This is a genomic window from Micromonospora sp. KLBMP9576 (genome assembly GCF_050941805.1).
GTDB lineage: Bacteria > Actinomycetota > Actinomycetes > Mycobacteriales > Micromonosporaceae > Micromonospora.
In genome coordinates this window covers 1,911,989-1,926,275 of record NZ_CP194567.1, presented here as the reverse complement: position 1 = coordinate 1,926,275, position 14,287 = coordinate 1,911,989, and the positions used below count along the sequence as shown (strand labels likewise).

Annotated in this window: 16 protein-coding genes; 7 read left to right on the top strand and 9 right to left on the bottom strand. The window is 75.6% G+C overall.

Annotated features, from left to right (window positions below; genetic code table 11):
- The first annotated feature begins 117 nt into the window (after positions 1–117).
- The 4 genes from ACQ452_RS08685 to ACQ452_RS08670 all read left to right on the top strand — a co-directional run bounded on the left by ACQ452_RS08685 (position 118) and on the right by ACQ452_RS08670 (position 4,230).
- On the top strand, positions 118–786 hold the full coding sequence (locus ACQ452_RS08685) for a class I SAM-dependent methyltransferase (RefSeq protein WP_433391963.1): 669 nt from the start codon (positions 118–120) through the stop codon (positions 784–786).
- A gap of 9 nt (positions 787–795) precedes the next feature.
- Entirely contained in the window at positions 796–1,959 is a 1,164-nt protein-coding gene (locus ACQ452_RS08680) for a cytochrome P450 (protein ID WP_433391961.1), read from the top strand.
- Between the two features lie 589 nt (positions 1,960–2,548).
- The gene (locus tag ACQ452_RS08675; RefSeq protein ID WP_433391959.1) at positions 2,549–3,481 is read left to right on the top strand and encodes an ABC transporter ATP-binding protein; all 933 of its coding nucleotides are present in this window, start codon (positions 2,549–2,551) and stop codon (positions 3,479–3,481) included.
- Positions 3,478–4,230: an ABC transporter permease subunit gene (locus tag ACQ452_RS08670; RefSeq protein ID WP_433391957.1), complete on the top strand. Its 753-nt coding sequence runs from the start codon at positions 3,478–3,480 to the stop codon at positions 4,228–4,230. The genes ACQ452_RS08675 and ACQ452_RS08670 overlap by 4 nt, the downstream gene beginning before the upstream one ends.
- A 35-nt stretch (positions 4,231–4,265) precedes the next feature.
- Here ACQ452_RS08670 and ACQ452_RS08665 read toward each other — a convergent pair whose 3' ends face one another.
- The 4 genes from ACQ452_RS08665 to ACQ452_RS08650 all read right to left on the bottom strand — a co-directional run bounded on the left by ACQ452_RS08665 (position 4,266) and on the right by ACQ452_RS08650 (position 8,645).
- Positions 4,266–4,943 carry a response regulator gene (locus ACQ452_RS08665; protein WP_433391954.1) on the bottom strand — a complete coding sequence of 226 codons (678 nt, stop codon included), beginning with the start codon at positions 4,941–4,943 and terminating at the stop codon, positions 4,266–4,268.
- Positions 4,940–6,550 (bottom strand): sensor histidine kinase, encoded by a 1,611-nt coding sequence (locus ACQ452_RS08660; RefSeq protein WP_433391952.1) that lies wholly within the window; start codon positions 6,548–6,550, stop codon positions 4,940–4,942. The genes ACQ452_RS08665 and ACQ452_RS08660 overlap by 4 nt, the downstream gene beginning before the upstream one ends.
- 54 nt (positions 6,551–6,604) lie before the next feature.
- Positions 6,605–7,309, bottom strand: a complete 705-nt coding sequence (bioD, locus tag ACQ452_RS08655; RefSeq protein WP_433394057.1) for a dethiobiotin synthase — start codon at positions 7,307–7,309, stop codon at positions 6,605–6,607.
- 199 nt (positions 7,310–7,508) lie between these two features.
- A complete protein-coding gene (locus tag ACQ452_RS08650) occupies positions 7,509–8,645 on the bottom strand; it encodes an 8-amino-7-oxononanoate synthase (RefSeq protein WP_433394055.1) in 1,137 nt (378 codons plus the stop codon).
- A gap of 155 nt (positions 8,646–8,800) precedes the next feature.
- Here ACQ452_RS08650 and bioB point away from each other — a divergent pair, with 155 nt between their 5' ends.
- Genes bioB through ACQ452_RS08635 form a run of 3 tightly spaced genes read left to right on the top strand, consistent with a single transcriptional unit; the run spans position 8,801 to position 10,538 of the window.
- Positions 8,801–9,796: a biotin synthase BioB gene (bioB, locus tag ACQ452_RS08645; RefSeq protein WP_433391949.1), complete on the top strand. Its 996-nt coding sequence runs from the start codon at positions 8,801–8,803 to the stop codon at positions 9,794–9,796.
- An 8-nt stretch (positions 9,797–9,804) separates the two neighbouring features.
- A complete protein-coding gene (locus ACQ452_RS08640; RefSeq protein WP_433391946.1) occupies positions 9,805–10,026 on the top strand; it encodes a hypothetical protein in 222 nt (73 codons plus the stop codon).
- Between the two features lie 5 nt (positions 10,027–10,031).
- Positions 10,032–10,538, top strand: coding sequence for a GNAT family N-acetyltransferase (locus ACQ452_RS08635; RefSeq protein WP_433391944.1), 507 nt, complete (start codon positions 10,032–10,034; stop codon positions 10,536–10,538).
- A gap of 63 nt (positions 10,539–10,601) precedes the next feature.
- Here ACQ452_RS08635 and ptsP read toward each other — a convergent pair whose 3' ends face one another.
- The 5 genes from ptsP to ACQ452_RS08610 are packed head-to-tail and all read right to left on the bottom strand — an operon-like array spanning position 10,602 to position 14,282.
- A complete protein-coding gene (ptsP, locus tag ACQ452_RS08630) occupies positions 10,602–12,233 on the bottom strand; it encodes a phosphoenolpyruvate--protein phosphotransferase (protein WP_433391942.1) in 1,632 nt (543 codons plus the stop codon).
- Positions 12,226–12,501 carry an HPr family phosphocarrier protein gene (locus ACQ452_RS08625; RefSeq protein ID WP_433391940.1) on the bottom strand — a complete coding sequence of 92 codons (276 nt, stop codon included), beginning with the start codon at positions 12,499–12,501 and terminating at the stop codon, positions 12,226–12,228. Before ACQ452_RS08625 ends, ptsP begins: the two co-directional genes overlap by 8 nt.
- A gap of 8 nt (positions 12,502–12,509) precedes the next feature.
- A complete protein-coding gene (locus ACQ452_RS08620) occupies positions 12,510–13,550 on the bottom strand; it encodes a zinc-dependent dehydrogenase (RefSeq protein ID WP_433391937.1) in 1,041 nt (346 codons plus the stop codon).
- Positions 13,547–13,981: a PTS sugar transporter subunit IIA gene (locus tag ACQ452_RS08615; RefSeq protein ID WP_433391935.1), complete on the bottom strand. Its 435-nt coding sequence runs from the start codon at positions 13,979–13,981 to the stop codon at positions 13,547–13,549. Before ACQ452_RS08615 ends, ACQ452_RS08620 begins: the two co-directional genes overlap by 4 nt.
- Positions 13,974–14,282 (bottom strand): PTS lactose transporter subunit IIB, encoded by a 309-nt coding sequence (locus ACQ452_RS08610; protein ID WP_433391932.1) that lies wholly within the window; start codon positions 14,280–14,282, stop codon positions 13,974–13,976. Before ACQ452_RS08610 ends, ACQ452_RS08615 begins: the two co-directional genes overlap by 8 nt.
- Between the last annotated feature and the right edge of the window lie 5 nt (positions 14,283–14,287).

Genomic DNA, 14,287 nt, shown 5'->3' with positions numbered 1-14,287 from the left:
CCGCCGCCGGCATGACCGGTCGCGGGCCCCGGCATGACCGGTCGCCGCGCCCCGCCGGTCGCCGCCGCCGGGGTGGCGCCGGGCGCCCGGTGCGGGCGGCGGGAGACAATCGCTGGCGTGTCCGAGCTTTCCGCCGCCTTCGTCCGGCTGCACGCCAGCCTCGCCCCGGTCGCCTTCGTCCCCGAGGTGCGGTTGCACCAGGCCGACGACGCCGTCGGGCTCTGGGAGCTGACCGAGGGCGAGTTCCGCAGCGCGCAGCCGCCGCCGTTCTGGGCCTTCGCCTGGGCCGGCGGGCAGGCGTTGGCCCGCTATGTCACCGACCACCCGGAGCTGGTCGCCGGCCGCCGGGTGCTCGACCTGGCCGCCGGCTCCGGCCTGGTCGCCATCGCCGCCGCGCGGGCCGGCGCCGCCGCCGTGCGCGCCGTGGAGATCGACGAGCTGGCCGTCGCGGCCGTCGCGGTCAACGCCGAGGCCAATGGGGTACGCGTCGACGCGGAGTTCGGCGACATCCTCGACGGTGACGCCGCCGGAGCCGAGGTGGTGCTCGCCGGAGACGTCTTCTACAGCGAGGCGATGGCCAACCGGGTGTTGCGTTTCCTGCTCCGGGCCACCCGCGCCGGGGCCCTCGTGCTGGTCGGCGACCCCGACCGGGCCTTCCTGCCCCACGACCGCTTCGACGAGCTGGCCGCCTACGACGTGCCGGTGCCCGAGACGCTGGAGAGCGTACGGGTGAAGCGCACCACGGTGTGGCGGTTGCGCGCCGGCCGGCCGAGGGCGGGCCGCTAGCGTGTCGGCGTGCTGTTCCGCAGCTGGGCGCAGACCGCCGACGCGTACTGGCCGGACGTGGCCCGGGTGCCCGACCAGGCGGGTGTCGCGCACCTGCTCGTGACCCGGCACGCCCTGGTCCGCCAGGTGCTCACCGACCCGGTGACCTACCGGCCGGACAACGCGCTGGACGCCGTGACCCCGATGCCGGTGTCCGCGCTGCGGGTGCTGGCCGGGCACCGGTTCCGGCTGCCGCCGACCCTGGCCAACAACGGTGGCGCCAGCCATCCGGCGATCCGGGCGATCGTCGCCGACGCCCTGCACCCGGCGCGGGTCGCCGCGCAGCGGCCCTGGCTGACGCGGCTGGTGCGGGAGCGCGTCGGCGGGATCGGCGCCGCCCTGGCCGCCGGCGGTCCGGTGGACCTGCACGCCGAACTCGCCGCCGACCTGCCGCTGCTGGTGCTGGCCCGGCTGGTCGAGCTGCCGGACGCGCCGGTGCGCGCGGTGAAGGAGTTCGCCCGCGCGGCGCTGGAGCTGTTCTGGGCACCGCTGGACGCCGAACGGCAACGGGCCCTCGCCGCCGAGGTGGGTCGCTTCCACGGGACGCTGCGGGAGTTCGCGGCGGCCGGGGGCGGCTTGGCCGCTTCGCTGCGGGCCGCCGGGCACCCGCCCGACGTGGTGGTCGGCGCCCTGTTCTTCCTGCTGGTGGCCGGCCAGGAGACCACCGCACAGTTCCTCACCCTGCTGCTGCACCGGCTGACCGGCGAACCGACCGTGCTGGCCGGCCTGCGCGACGGCACCGTCGCGGTCGCCGACGTGGTCGAGGAGGGGCTGCGGCTGGAGCCGCCGATCGTCACCTGGCGGCGGGTGGCGGCGGTGGACACCACGCTGGGCGCGACGGCGGTGCCGGCGGGCACCGGCATCGTGCTCTGGCTGGCCCGCGCGGGCCGGGATCCGTCCGTCGTGGACGCCCCGGACGGGTTCCGGCCCGGCCAGCGCGGCTCCCGCCGGCACCTGGCCTTCGGCGCGGGCGCGCACCGTTGCCTCGGCGACCAGCTCGCCCGCATGGAGGCCGCGGTGGTGGTCGCGGAGACCGCCCCGTTGCTGCACGGGGTCACCGTGGTACGCGAGCCGTGGTGCCCGGACAACCTGACCTTCCGGATGCCCGACGCCTTCGTCGTCCGCAGGCGCTGATCCGGCACACCCGCCGCGGTGCGCGCGCCTCGGCAACCCGCCATGGCGTGTTGTCGCCGTGGTGCGCGCGCCCGTGGTGCACGCCCGTGGTGCGCGCGCCTCGGGCGGACGCCACCGCCGACCACCGGGAACACCACCCACCACCGGGCCACCCACCCCGCTGGGTGAAGCCGCAGCTGTCGATAGCGCGACGATCCACCGGCTCAGCACGGTACGGCGCGAATCGGGGCAGTCCGCAAAGCCGGCGCCCCACCGCCAGCACACGCCTCCCGGTTGTCAGGTCCACCCGCGCGGACGGGATTGGACGCGGCCCAGGGGAAGACCGAGGCAGGCCAAGAACACCGGCCCAACCAGCGGTGATCAGGACGCCAGGTACCTGAAAACCGCCCGGTAACGTCCATGGCGTCCTGATCACCGACATTGTTGCCTGCGACCAGGCGGCGGCGGGGCACTCGGAGCGGAGCGGGTCGCCCGGCGGAAGAAGTCGCCCGGCGGAAGGGGTGGCGGTGCAGGGACCCGACGAAAGTCAGTGGACGGTGGTGCCGTTCGGGCGCGGTCGGGGCGGGGGTGCCGGACCTAGCGTCAGCGCATGATCACATTACGTGGGTTGACCAAGCGGTTCGGGGACACGACCGCCGTCGACGCCCTGACCGTCGACATCGGGCCCGGCCGGGTCACCGGATTCCTCGGCCCGAACGGCGCGGGCAAGTCCACCACCATGCGGATGGTCCTCGGGCTGGACCGGCCCACCGCCGGGCAGGCGCTCGTGAACGGGCGGGCGTACCGGGAGCTGCGGCACCCGCTGCGCGAGGTCGGGGCGCTGCTCGACGCCCGAGCCGTCCACCCCGCCCGGTCGGGCCGGGCACACCTGCTGGCGATGGCCCGCAGCAACGGGATACCCGACCGCCGGGTGGACGAGGCGCTCGCCATGGTGGGGCTGGACGCCCGCGCGGCGGCCAAGCCGGGTCGCACCCTCTCGCTCGGCATGGGCCAGCGGCTCGGCATCGCCGGCGCGCTGCTCGGCGACCCGCCGGTGCTGATGTTCGACGAACCGGTCAACGGGCTCGACCCGGACGGGGTGCGCTGGGTCCGGCAGCTGATGCGGTCCCTGGCCACCGAGGGCCGGACGGTCTTCGTCTCCAGCCACCTGATGACCGAGATGCAGCTCACCGCCGACCGGCTCGTGGTGATCGGCCGGGGGCGGCTGCTCGCCGACGCCCCGGTCGACGAGGTGATCGCCGGCAGCGCGGTGGCCGTGCGGGTACGCAGCCCACAGCCGGCCGGCCTCGCCGCGCTCACCGGGCGGCTCACCGCCGCCGGGGCCGCCGTCGAACCGGCCGGCCCGGACGAGCTGACCGTCACCGGGGCCACCGTCGAGCGGATCGGCGACGTGGCGTACGAGCTGGGGGTGCGGTTGCACGAGCTGAGCCCGCACGGTGCGTCCCTGGAACAGGCCTTCATGGAACTGACCGCCGACAGCGTCGAGTACGCCGGCACCCCGGCCCGGAACGAGGCACGATGAACACGATCTCCGCCGAGTGGACCAAGGTGTGGTCCGTGCGGTCCACCTGGTGGTCGCTGCTGGCCGGGGTGCTGCTGATGGCCGCGACCGCCGGTCAGCTCGCCATCTACGCCGCCAACGCGAACACCAACGACGACCCGGCCGACGACCCCGGGATCGTCACCGTCGGCAGCGTCGTGATCGGCTCGGTCGAGCTGACCCAGTACGCCGTGCTGGCGCTGGGCCTACTCGTGATCACCAGCGAGTTCACCAGCGGCACGATCCGAACCACCCTGCAGTGCACGCCGTCGCGTGGCCGCGTACTGCTGGCCAAGGCCGCCGTGACGGGGACGGTGACGTTCGCGCTCGGGCTGCTCCTCGGCGTGGTCGGCTCGGTGGTGGCCGGGCCGGTGCTCGGCCGCTGGGGCACCGCGCCGGCGGGCGGCACCGTCGGCGACGTCCTCGCGGTGGCGACCTACCTGGCGCTGGTCGGGGTGCTGGCCCTCGGGCTCGGCGCGGCCCTGCGCAGCGCGGTGCTCACCCTGACCGTGCTCGTCGCCACCCTGATGATCGTTCCGCTGTCGTTGCAGGAGCCGGACATCGCCGTGCTGAACCGGATCGCCGACGCCTTCCCGGGGGTCGCCGGCGGGCACTTCCTGGCCGGGGACACCGACCCCTATCCGGCGCCGGTCGGGTTGCTGCTGCTCGCCGGGTGGGCCGGCGCGGCGCTGCTGCTGGGCCGCGCGGTGTTGCGCCGCCGGGACGCGTGAGACGCCCGAACGGGTGAGGCGCGGGGCGGGGCGGGTCAGCCGGTCGGCTCGACCAGCCCCGCCTCGTACGCGAGGATCGCCGCCTGCACCCGGTTGCGCACCTCCAGCCGGGTGAAGACGCTCGTCAGGTAGCTCTTCACGGTCCCCTCGACCAGATGCAGCCGGCGGGCGATCTCGGCGTTCGACAGCCCGGCCCCCACCAGCGCGAGCACCTCCCGCTCCCGCTCGGTCAGCCCGGCCAGCCGGTCCCGGGCCGCCGGCCGGCGGGCCATCCGGTCACCGCCCAGCTCGATCACCCGGCGGGCCACCCGCGGCGACAGGTACGCGCCACCCTCGGCCACGGCGTGCACCCCGGCGATCAGCTCGCGCGGGTCGCCGGCCTTGAGCAGGAACCCGCTGGCCCCGTGCCCGAGCGCCCGGACGACGTGGTCGTCCTCGCCGAACGTGGTCAGCATGACCGTCGCCGTCCCCGGCACGAGCCGGCGGATCTCGGCGGCGGCGGCGAGCCCGTCCAGCCTCGGCATCCGGATGTCCAGCAGCGCCACCCGGGGCCGGTGTGCCCGGACGAGTTCCACCGCGGCCCGGCCGTCACCGGCCTCGGCCACCACCTCGATGTGCGCATCGGTGGCCAGGATGGCCCGGACGCCGGCCCGGATCATCGCCTCGTCGTCGGCGAGGACGACCCGCACCGGGCCGGCCGTTTCGGTGTTCATCCGTCGATCCGTTCCTTGCTGGCCAGTCGGCCCTCGACGAAGCAGAGCCGCCACGTCGGCTGGGCCAGGGGGAAGTTGCCGTCGGTGTAGTGCTCGCAGCCGGGGCGTGCCGTCCCGGCCGGCGGGTCGAGCTGCCGCCGGGGCAGCCCGGTCAGCTCGGCACGGGCCGCGCCGACGGGCATCCGCGCGAAGGCCCCGTCATGCAGGACCGTCCCGGCGGTGGCGACCGGGTAGTAGACCAGCGCGAGGACCAGTGCGAACCCCGCCGGGGCGCCGAGCGCCGTCAACAGGCTGCGCCGGACCCGCCGGCGGGCGTCGCGCAGCCGCCGCTCGGCCTCGCCCGGCCCCTCCCCCGGCCGGTCACCGGCCGCCGGCCACCGGTCCGGTGCCAGCAGGAGGTCGCTCTCGGGCGGCGGGAGGGCATCGGCTTCCGGCCGGCCGGCCACCGGCAGCCGGGCGCGGACGGCGAAGCCGCCGCCGTCCCGGTGACCGGCCGCCAGGGCGCCACCGGCGAGTCGTACCCGCTCGGTGAGGGCGAGCAGGCCGGACCCGGTGGACGGTGGGCCGGGCAGCGGGCCGGCCGGCGGTGGCGTGTTGACGACGGCCACCTCGACCTGGTCGCCGTCCCGGGCCAGCACGACGGTGACCGCCGCGCCGGGGGCGTACCGGGCGGCGTTGGTCAGCGCCTCCCGGACCACCCGGTGCGCGGCGTGCGCGGCCAGCGGTGGCAGCTGTGCCAGGGCGTCCACGCCGTCCAGGCGCACCGCCACGCCCGCTTCCCGGGCCCCGTCGACCAGCTCGGCGACGCTCTCGTCGGCCGGCCGGGTGCTCGCCGCGCCGGCCGGCTCCCGGAGCACCCCGATGATCCCGTGCAGCCGCTCGGTGGCGGCGGCGACGCTGGCCCGCAGCTCGCCGGCGGCGGCCCGGTGCCGGGGGGCGAGGTCGCCGGCGACCTCCAGGGCGGCGGCGCGCAGGGCGATCAGGCTCAGGTCGTGCCCGAGCGAGTCGTGCATCTCCTGGGCGATGCGGGCCCGCTCCCGCAGCCGGATCCGCTCGGCGGCGCCCCGCCGCTCCCGGTCCCGCGCCTCGGCGTGCCGGCGGCCGGCGTCGGCCAGCACGGCCTGCTGGCGCCGGTACCGCCCGACGAGCCACGGGAACACCCCGGCGAAGAGCAGCACCGAGGCGAGCAGGAACCAGGTGGCCGCGCCGGTGCCGAACAGACCCAGGTTCAGTACGGTGCCACCGGCCGCGAGCACGCCGAAGGCGACGGCGGCCGGGACGGCGGTGGGGCTGCGGCGGCCGGTCAGGTAGCTGAACACCGGGATCGCGAAGAGGAAGTTGCCGTCGAGCAGCGACCCGAGCACCGCCACGACCAGGGCGGCCACCGGCCATCTCCGGCTGACCGCCACCGCCACGGCGAGCAGCAGCAGTGCGCCGACCGTCCGGGCGGTGGCGTGCCCCGAGTACGGCGGGGTGACGCCGGCGTACCCGATCGGCGCGGCGGTGGTCACCCACAGGAGCAGGTCCGCGGTCCACCGCCGGACGGCCGGCCGGGACCAGGACCACCGACCGCCGTCGCCGCCGAGAACGGACCACCAGCTTTCCACGGCGGCCAGGCTACCCACGCCCGACCTGCGGCGGCACCGACGAAGGTCAGGTGCTCAGCCGATCTCCTCGGCCCACGCGCGCCAGTCGTCCAGCACCCCGTGCAACACGGGGGTGAGCCAGCCCGGCGCGGACCGGCGGAACACCCCCGGGTCCATCGCCCCGGTACCGGCCGGCAGGGCACCCAGCAGGTTCGGCACCAGGTCGGGCAGGTTCGCCCAGTGCACCAGCTCCGGCGTGACCGGCCAGGCCCCGATCACCACGCCGGCCGGAACCGCCCGCCGGTCCAGCGCCTCCAGCGTCAGCGCGGTGTGGTTCAGGGTGCCCAGGCCGGCCCGGGCCACCACCACCGCCGGGCAGCCCAGCTCCACCGCCAGGTCGGCCACCGTCCACGACCGCCCCGAGGGCAGAAGCCCCATCGGTACGAGCAGGCCGCCCGCGCCCTCGACGAGCACCAGGTCGTGCTTCTCGGCCTCCTCGCGGACCGCCTCGACGACGGCGTGCAGCGCCAACGGCTCCAGTTCGGCGATCCGGGCCGCGGCCAGCGGGGCGAGCGGATCGGGAAAACTGGCCAGGGTCCGGCCGGTCAGCGGGGCGGCGAGCCGCTTCACCGCGTCGACGTCGCCGGGCGCGCCGCCGTCCGTACCCGTCTGGGCGGGTTTGACCACGGCGACCCGCAGACCGTCCGCCTGCGCGGCGGCGGCGACGGCCGCGGTGACCACCGTCTTGCCGACGTCGGTGTCGGTGCCGGTCACCAGCACCGGCCCGCGCCACGGCCCGCTCACGGTGCCCACCCGGCTCGCGACTGCGGGGCTCGCAAACCCGGCTCACTCCTCACGCTCACGGTGCCAACCTCGGCTCGCGACTGCGGGGCTCGCAAACCCGGCTCACTCCTCACGCTCACGGTGCCAACCTCGGCTCGCGACTGCGGGGCTCGCAAACCCGGCTCACTCCTCACGCTCACGGTGCGCACTCCACGATGGTCTCCAGGGCCCGCTCGAAGTCCGCCCGGGGGACGCCGGCGCCGATGGTGAGCCGCAGCCGGGAGCGGCTGTCCGGGGTGGACGGGGGCCGGAAGCAGCCGACCGCCACCCCCCGGTCACGGCAGTCGGCCGCCCAGGTGGTGGCCGCCTCGGGGCCGGGGGCGGTGACCGAGACGACCGCGCCGTCGGGCACGGAGACCGCCAGCCCTGCGGCGCCCAGCCGGCGCGCGGCCAGGGCGGCCCGGTCGGCCAGTTCCGCACGCAGGTGCCCGCCCGCGCGGGCCAGCCCGACGGCGGCGAGGACCCCGGCGGCGACGGCCGGGGGCAGCGCGGTGTCGAAGATGAAGGTCCGGCCCGTCTCGATGACGTGCCGGACGAGCTGCGCCGGACCGGCGAGCACCCCGCCCGCGCCGCCGAGGGCCTTGGAGAGAGTGGCGGTGACGACCACGTCGGGCTGGCCGGCGAGGCCGGCGGCGGCGACCCCGCCGGCGCCGGACGGGCCCGTCACCCCGAGCGCGTGCGCGTCGTCGACCAGCAGCAGCGCGCCGTGCTCCCGGGCGACGGCGTGCAGCCGGGCCAGCGGGGCGAGGTCGCCGTCGACGGAGAAGACCGACTCGGTGACGACCACCGCCGGTCGGCCCGGCGCGGCGGCCAGCGCGGCGGCGACCGCCGCGACGTCGGCGTGCGGGGTCACGACGGTCTCCGCGCCGGAGATCCGGCACCCGTCGATCAGCGACGCGTGGTTGTGGGCGTCGGAGACGAGCAGCGTACGGGGCCGCACCAGCGCCCGGACCGCCGCGAGGTTGGCCAGGTAGCCGGAGGAGAAGACGAGTGCCCGGTCGGTGCCGAGCCAGTCGGCGAGGGCGTCCTCGAGCGCGTGGTGGGCGTCGGTGGAGCCGCGTACCAGCCGCGACCCGGTGGCCCCCAGCCCGTACGCCGACAGGGCCCGCGCCGCAGCGGCGGTGACCTCGGGGTGGGTGGCCAGGCCGAGATAGTCGTTGCCGGCCAGGTCGACCACGGCGTCGCCGGCTGCCCGGGGTCGCAGCCGGCGGGTCAGCCCCGCCTTCGCGCGCAGGTCGGCGCGGCGGTCGAGCGCCGCCAGCCAGTCCGCCACCGTCACCCCCACGCCGCCTGCGCCGACAGTCGTCGGCCGCTTTCCGCCGGGGGAAATTACCATCCGCCGGCGACCGCCCGGCGTGTCCACCCCGCCCGGCGGCCCCGACACGCGGACCGTTTCTCCCGGCCGGGGGGCCTTGTAGGGTACGAGCCATGCCAGAGATCCTCGACCAGGCCCGAACCCAGGTGCTGGAGAACGGCGTCGGTCTCGACGAGGCCGGTGTCCTCGCCGTGCTGCGCCTGCCCGACGAGCACCTGCCCGCCGCCCTCCAGCTCGCCCACGAGGTGCGGATGCGCTGGTGCGGCCCGGAGGTGGAGGTCGAGGGCATCGTCTCGCTGAAGACGGGCGGCTGCCCGGAGGACTGCCACTTCTGCTCGCAGTCCGGCCTGTTCACCTCCCCGGTGCGCGCGGTCTGGCTGGACATCCCCTCCCTGGTCGAGGCGGCGCGGCAGACGGCGGCGACGGGGGCGACGGAGTTCTGCATCGTGGCCGCCGTACGCGGCCCCGACGCCCGGCTGATGAAGCAGCTACGCGAGGGCGTCGCCGCGATCAAGGCCGAGGTCGACATCCAGGTGGCCGCGTCGCTGGGCATGCTCAGCCAGGAGCAGGTCGACGAGCTGGTCGACATGGGTGTGCACCGCTACAACCACAACCTGGAGACCTGCCGCTCCCACTTCCCCAACGTGGTCACCACGCACTCCTGGGAGGAGCGCTGGGAGACCCTGCGGATGGTCCGCGAGTCCGGCATGGAGGTCTGCTGCGGCGGCATCCTCGGCCTGGGCGAGACGGTGGAGCAGCGGGCCGAGTTCGCCGCGCAGCTCGCCGAGCTGGACCCGCACGAGGTTCCGCTCAACTTCCTCAACCCGCGCCCCGGCACCCCGCTGGGCGACCAGCCGGTCGTGGAGGGCAGGGACGCGCTGCGCGCCATCGCCGCCTTCCGGCTGGCCATGCCGCGCACCATCCTGCGGTACGCGGGCGGCCGGGAACTCACCCTCGGCGACCTCGGCACCCGCGAGGGCCTGCTCGGCGGCATCAACGCGGTCATCGTCGGCAACTACCTGACCACGTTGGGTCGACCGGCGACGGCCGATCTCGAACTGCTCGATGACCTGAAGATGCCCGTCAAGGCGCTCTCCGCGACGCTGTGAGCAGACCGGTGACGACGGGTGACGCGGCGACGGCGGCCGGCGGGACGTCGGCCGCCTGGTGCGACCGCTGCGGCGAGGCCGTGGCCGCCGGCCCGCACGACGGGTGCGCGGCGGCCCGGGTGCTGGAGCCGCCGCGCTTCTGCACGCACTGCCGCCGCCGGATGAAGGTGCAGGTGCTGCCGGTCGGCTGGGCGGCGGTCTGCGTCGAGCACGGCGAGATCCGGGGCTGACGGCGATGCTGCGCGGGCGGGCGGTGACCCTGCGGCCGGCGACGACCGGGGACGTGGCGGCGCTCGCCGCCATCCGGGCCGCTCCGGAGGTCCGCCGCTGGTGGCGCGGCGGCGACGACCTCGACTCGGCCGTGCGGGCCGACCTGGCCGACGACACCCTGTCGGTGTACGCGATCGAGCACGACGGCCGGGTCGTCGGCGCGATCCAGTGGTACGCCGAGGACGACCCGGACTACCGGCACGCCAGCATGGACGTCTTCCTCGACCCGGCGGTACGCGGTGCCGGGCTGGCCGGGGACGCCATCCGCACCCTGGCCCGGCACCTGATCGACGAGCACGGCCACCACCGGTTCACCATCGACCCGGCGGCGGCGAACACGGCGGCCGTGCGCGCGTACGCGAAGGTCGGTTTCCGCCCCGTCGGGGTGCTGCGTCACTACGAGCGCGGCGAGGACGGCCGGTGGCACGACGGGCTGCTGATGGACCTGCTCGCCGACGAACTGGCCGACTGACAGTCGTCGCCGCGCACCGGCGCGCTGCCCGCCCGCGGGGGGCGCGCCGGTGCTCCGGGTGCGTCAGCGGCGTACCGCCGCCCGGGCGGCCTGCGGGGTGTCGGCGGCCAGGGCCGCCGCCGCGAACCGCCGGCACTCGTCGAGGGTGTGCGCGGCCAGGGACTCACGCACCGCCGGGATGCTGCGCGGCGCCATCGACAGGCTGCTGACGCCGAGCCCCGCCAGAACCAGTGCGAAGTCCGGATCCGCGGCGGACTCTCCGCACACGCCGACCGGCTTGCCCGCCGCGACGCCGGCCGCCGCGCAGGAGGCGAGCAGGCCGATCAGCGCGGGCTGCCACGGGTCGAGCAGTTCGGCGAGGTCACCGCACATCCGGTCGGCGGCGAACGTGTACTGGCTGAGGTCGTTGGTGCCGATGCTGAGGAAGTCGACCTCCCGCAGCACAGTCCCGGCGCGCAGCGCCGCCGCCGGCACCTCGATCATCACCCCGGTGGTCGGCAGGCCGTGCTCGCGGCAGGAGGCGGCGAACGCGGACGCCTCCGCCGCCGTGGCGACCATCGGCGTCATCACCCATACCTCGGCGTCCGTGGCCGCGGCGGCCGTCGCGATGGCGCCCAGCTGGGTGGTGAGCACGGAGGGTGTCTGCCGGGCGACACGCAGGCCACGGATGCCGAGTGCCGGGTTGGGCTCGACGGCCAGGCGCAGGAACGGCAGCGGCTTGTCGGCGCCGGCGTCGAGGGTACGCACGACGACCTTGCGGCCGGGCAGCGCAGCGAAGACCTCCTGGTACGCGCGCACCTGTTCCTCGTGCGTCGGCGCTTCGGTGCGGTCCAGGTAGAGCAGTTCCGTGCGGAACAGTCCGACGCCCTCGACCTCGCCGGTGAGGTCGAGGGCGGAGCCGATGTTGGCCAGCAGCGCGACGCGGTGGCCGTCCGCCGTCCGCCCGGGGCCGTGGGAGCGGGCCCGGCGTTCGGCCTCGGCGAGCCGGGCGGCGTTGACCTCGGTCGCCGTCTCGGCGGAGACGTCGACCGTCACGACGCCGGCCGATCCGTCGAGGCTGGCCAGCGTGCCGTCGGCCACGTCCAGGATGCCGGCGCAGCGGACCACGGCCGGTATGCCGAGGGTCCGGGCCAGGATGGCGGTGTGGCTGGTGGGCCCGCCCTCGGCCGTGACCAGGCCCAGCACCAGGGCCGGGTCGAGCCCGGCGGTGTCGGCGGGCGCCAGGTCGCGGGCGGCGAGCAGGAACGGGTGACCCGGGTCCGGTACGCCGGGCATCGGCAACCCCAGGCACGCCGCGACGAGCCGGTCCCGCAGGTCGTCGAGGTCGCTGACCCGTTCGGCGAGGTACCCACCGGCGGCCTCGAAGGCGGCCCGGTGCACGGCGAGCGCGTCGGCGACCGCGTGCGGCGCGTCCGTGCCCCCGTCGATGCCGTCGTCGGCCGCGTCGACGAGCGTCTCGTCCTGCGCCATCAGGACCTGCGCCCGCAGCACCTCGGCGGCGGTGGTGTCGCGGGCGGCGTCGGCGCGTCGGGTCAGGTCGGCCGCGACGGTAGCGACCGCGGCCCGCAGCACCGCCTTCTCGGCCGCGGGATCCACACCTGCCGGTGCGGGCGGCAGGGCGGGCGGCGGGGCCAGCCGGTACACCGGCCCCGCCGCACCGCCGGGGCTGGCCCCGATCCCCCGTAGTTCACGCATCCGGGGCGTCCAGGTCGCGGGCGAGGAGGTCCGCCAGGGTGTCGACGGCGGCCTGCGCGCCGTCGCCGTCGGCCTCCAGGGTGACCTCGGTGCCCTTCTTGGCGCCGAGCGACAGCACGGCGAGCATGCTGCGGGCCGGCAGGGGTTTCCGGTCGCCGGTGCGGATGGTGACCTGCACCGGCTGCTTCGCGGCTTCGGCGACGAACAGCGCCGCCGGGCGGGCGTGCAGCCCGCTGGCGGAGCCGACGACGACTGTCCTGGTGGGCACGGATCCTCCTACGGTTCGATCGTCACCTTGATCGCTTCACCGCGGGCCACGATGCCGAAGGCGTCGATGGCGCGGTCGAGCGGCAGGCGGTGGGTGATGAGGTCGGCGACCGGCACGAGGCCGTCGGCGATGAGCCGCAGCGCCTCCTTGTTGTGCTCGGGGCTGGAGCCGTTGGCGCCGACGATGGTCAGCTCGCGGTAGTGCACGAGGTTGGAGTCCAGGGAGATCAGCGGCTTGTCCTTCGGCAGGCCGCCGAAGAAGCTGATCCGGCCCTGTCGGGCGGTCATCCGCACCGCCTGCTCCTGCGCGGCGCCGGCGGCCGTGGCGGTGATGACGACGTCGGCGCCGCGACCGTCGGTGAGCTTGAGCACCGCGTCGACGACGTCGGTGTCGGCGCCGCAGATCGCGGCGTCCGGCTGGACCAGGCCGGCGGCCAGGTCGAGCCGTTCGCGGTTGAGGTCGACGAGGAACACCCGGGCCGCGCCGCGGGCGCGGGCCAGGCGGACGTGCAGGCAGCCGATCGGCCCGGAGCCGATCACGACCACGTCGTCACCGGCCCCGACCTGGGCGAGGGACTGGCCGTTGAGGACGCAGGCGAGGGGTTCGGCGACGGACGCCTCGGCGTAGCTGAGCCCGTCGGGGATGCGGTTGAGCCCGTCGACGGCGAGGACGTTGCGCGGTACGACCATGTACTCGGCGAACCCGCCGTCGAAGTGGTATCCCATGGACACCTGGTGGGGGCACACCGTCATCCGGCCGTGCCGGCACTCGGCGCACTCGCCGCACGGGATGGCGGCGATGACCTGGACCCGGTCGCCCGGCTGCCAGCCGGTGACCTCGCCGCCGACCTCGACGATCTCGCCGGCGATCTCGTGACCCATGACGCGCGGCGGCGCGATGTGGTGGTGGCCGAAGCGGGAGATCTTCACGTCGGTGCCGCAGGTGGAGCAGGCGCGGACGCGGATCTTCACGTCGGTGGGGCCCGGCGTGGGTTCGGGGGCGTCCTCGATGCGGACGTCACCGGGTGCGTGGAAACGGACAACCTTCACGATGGTTCCTCTTCAAGGATGGTGATCACTTCATCGACATTCGTCGAGTTCCGGAGTCGCTGCGCCTGCGCCGGGTCCATCAGTACCGCGGCGAGCCGGGCGAGGATGTCCACGTGGCCGTCGCCGACCGCGGCGATGGCGACGCAGACCCGCACGTCGAAGCCGTCCCAGTCGACGCCGTCGGGGAAGCGCAGCACCGCGAGGGCGTCGCGGCGGACCGACTCCTTGCCGTGCAGCGTGCCGTGCGGGATGGCGACGCCCTCCCCGATGTACGTGGAGACGCTCTCCTCGCGGGCGAGCATCGCGTCCACGTACGCGGGGGCGACCGCGCCGACCTCGACGAGCACCGCGCCGCAGCGGCGGATCGCCTCGTCGCGCGAGCCGGCCCGCTCGTGCAGCCGGATCGCGTCGCGGGCCAGCAGGTCAGCCACTCAGCTCACCGCCGCGCTGCACCGCGTTGACGACCCGGGTGACGGCCGGGTCGCCGATGAACACCTGGATCGGCACGATCACCGTGTCGGGCGCGCTGACCCGGGCGCGGGCGGCGAGCCCCTGGTGGCAGACGACCACGTCGGCGTCCGCCGGGATCGAGTTGACCGGCGTGTGCTCGACGGTGACCGCGTTCTTCGCCAGCTGCCGGCGCAGTTGGCTGGCCAGCATGACGCTGCTGCCCATGCCGGCGTCGCAGGCGACGACGACCTTCTTGATCTCGGAACCGTTGATTGTGGGCATGATGC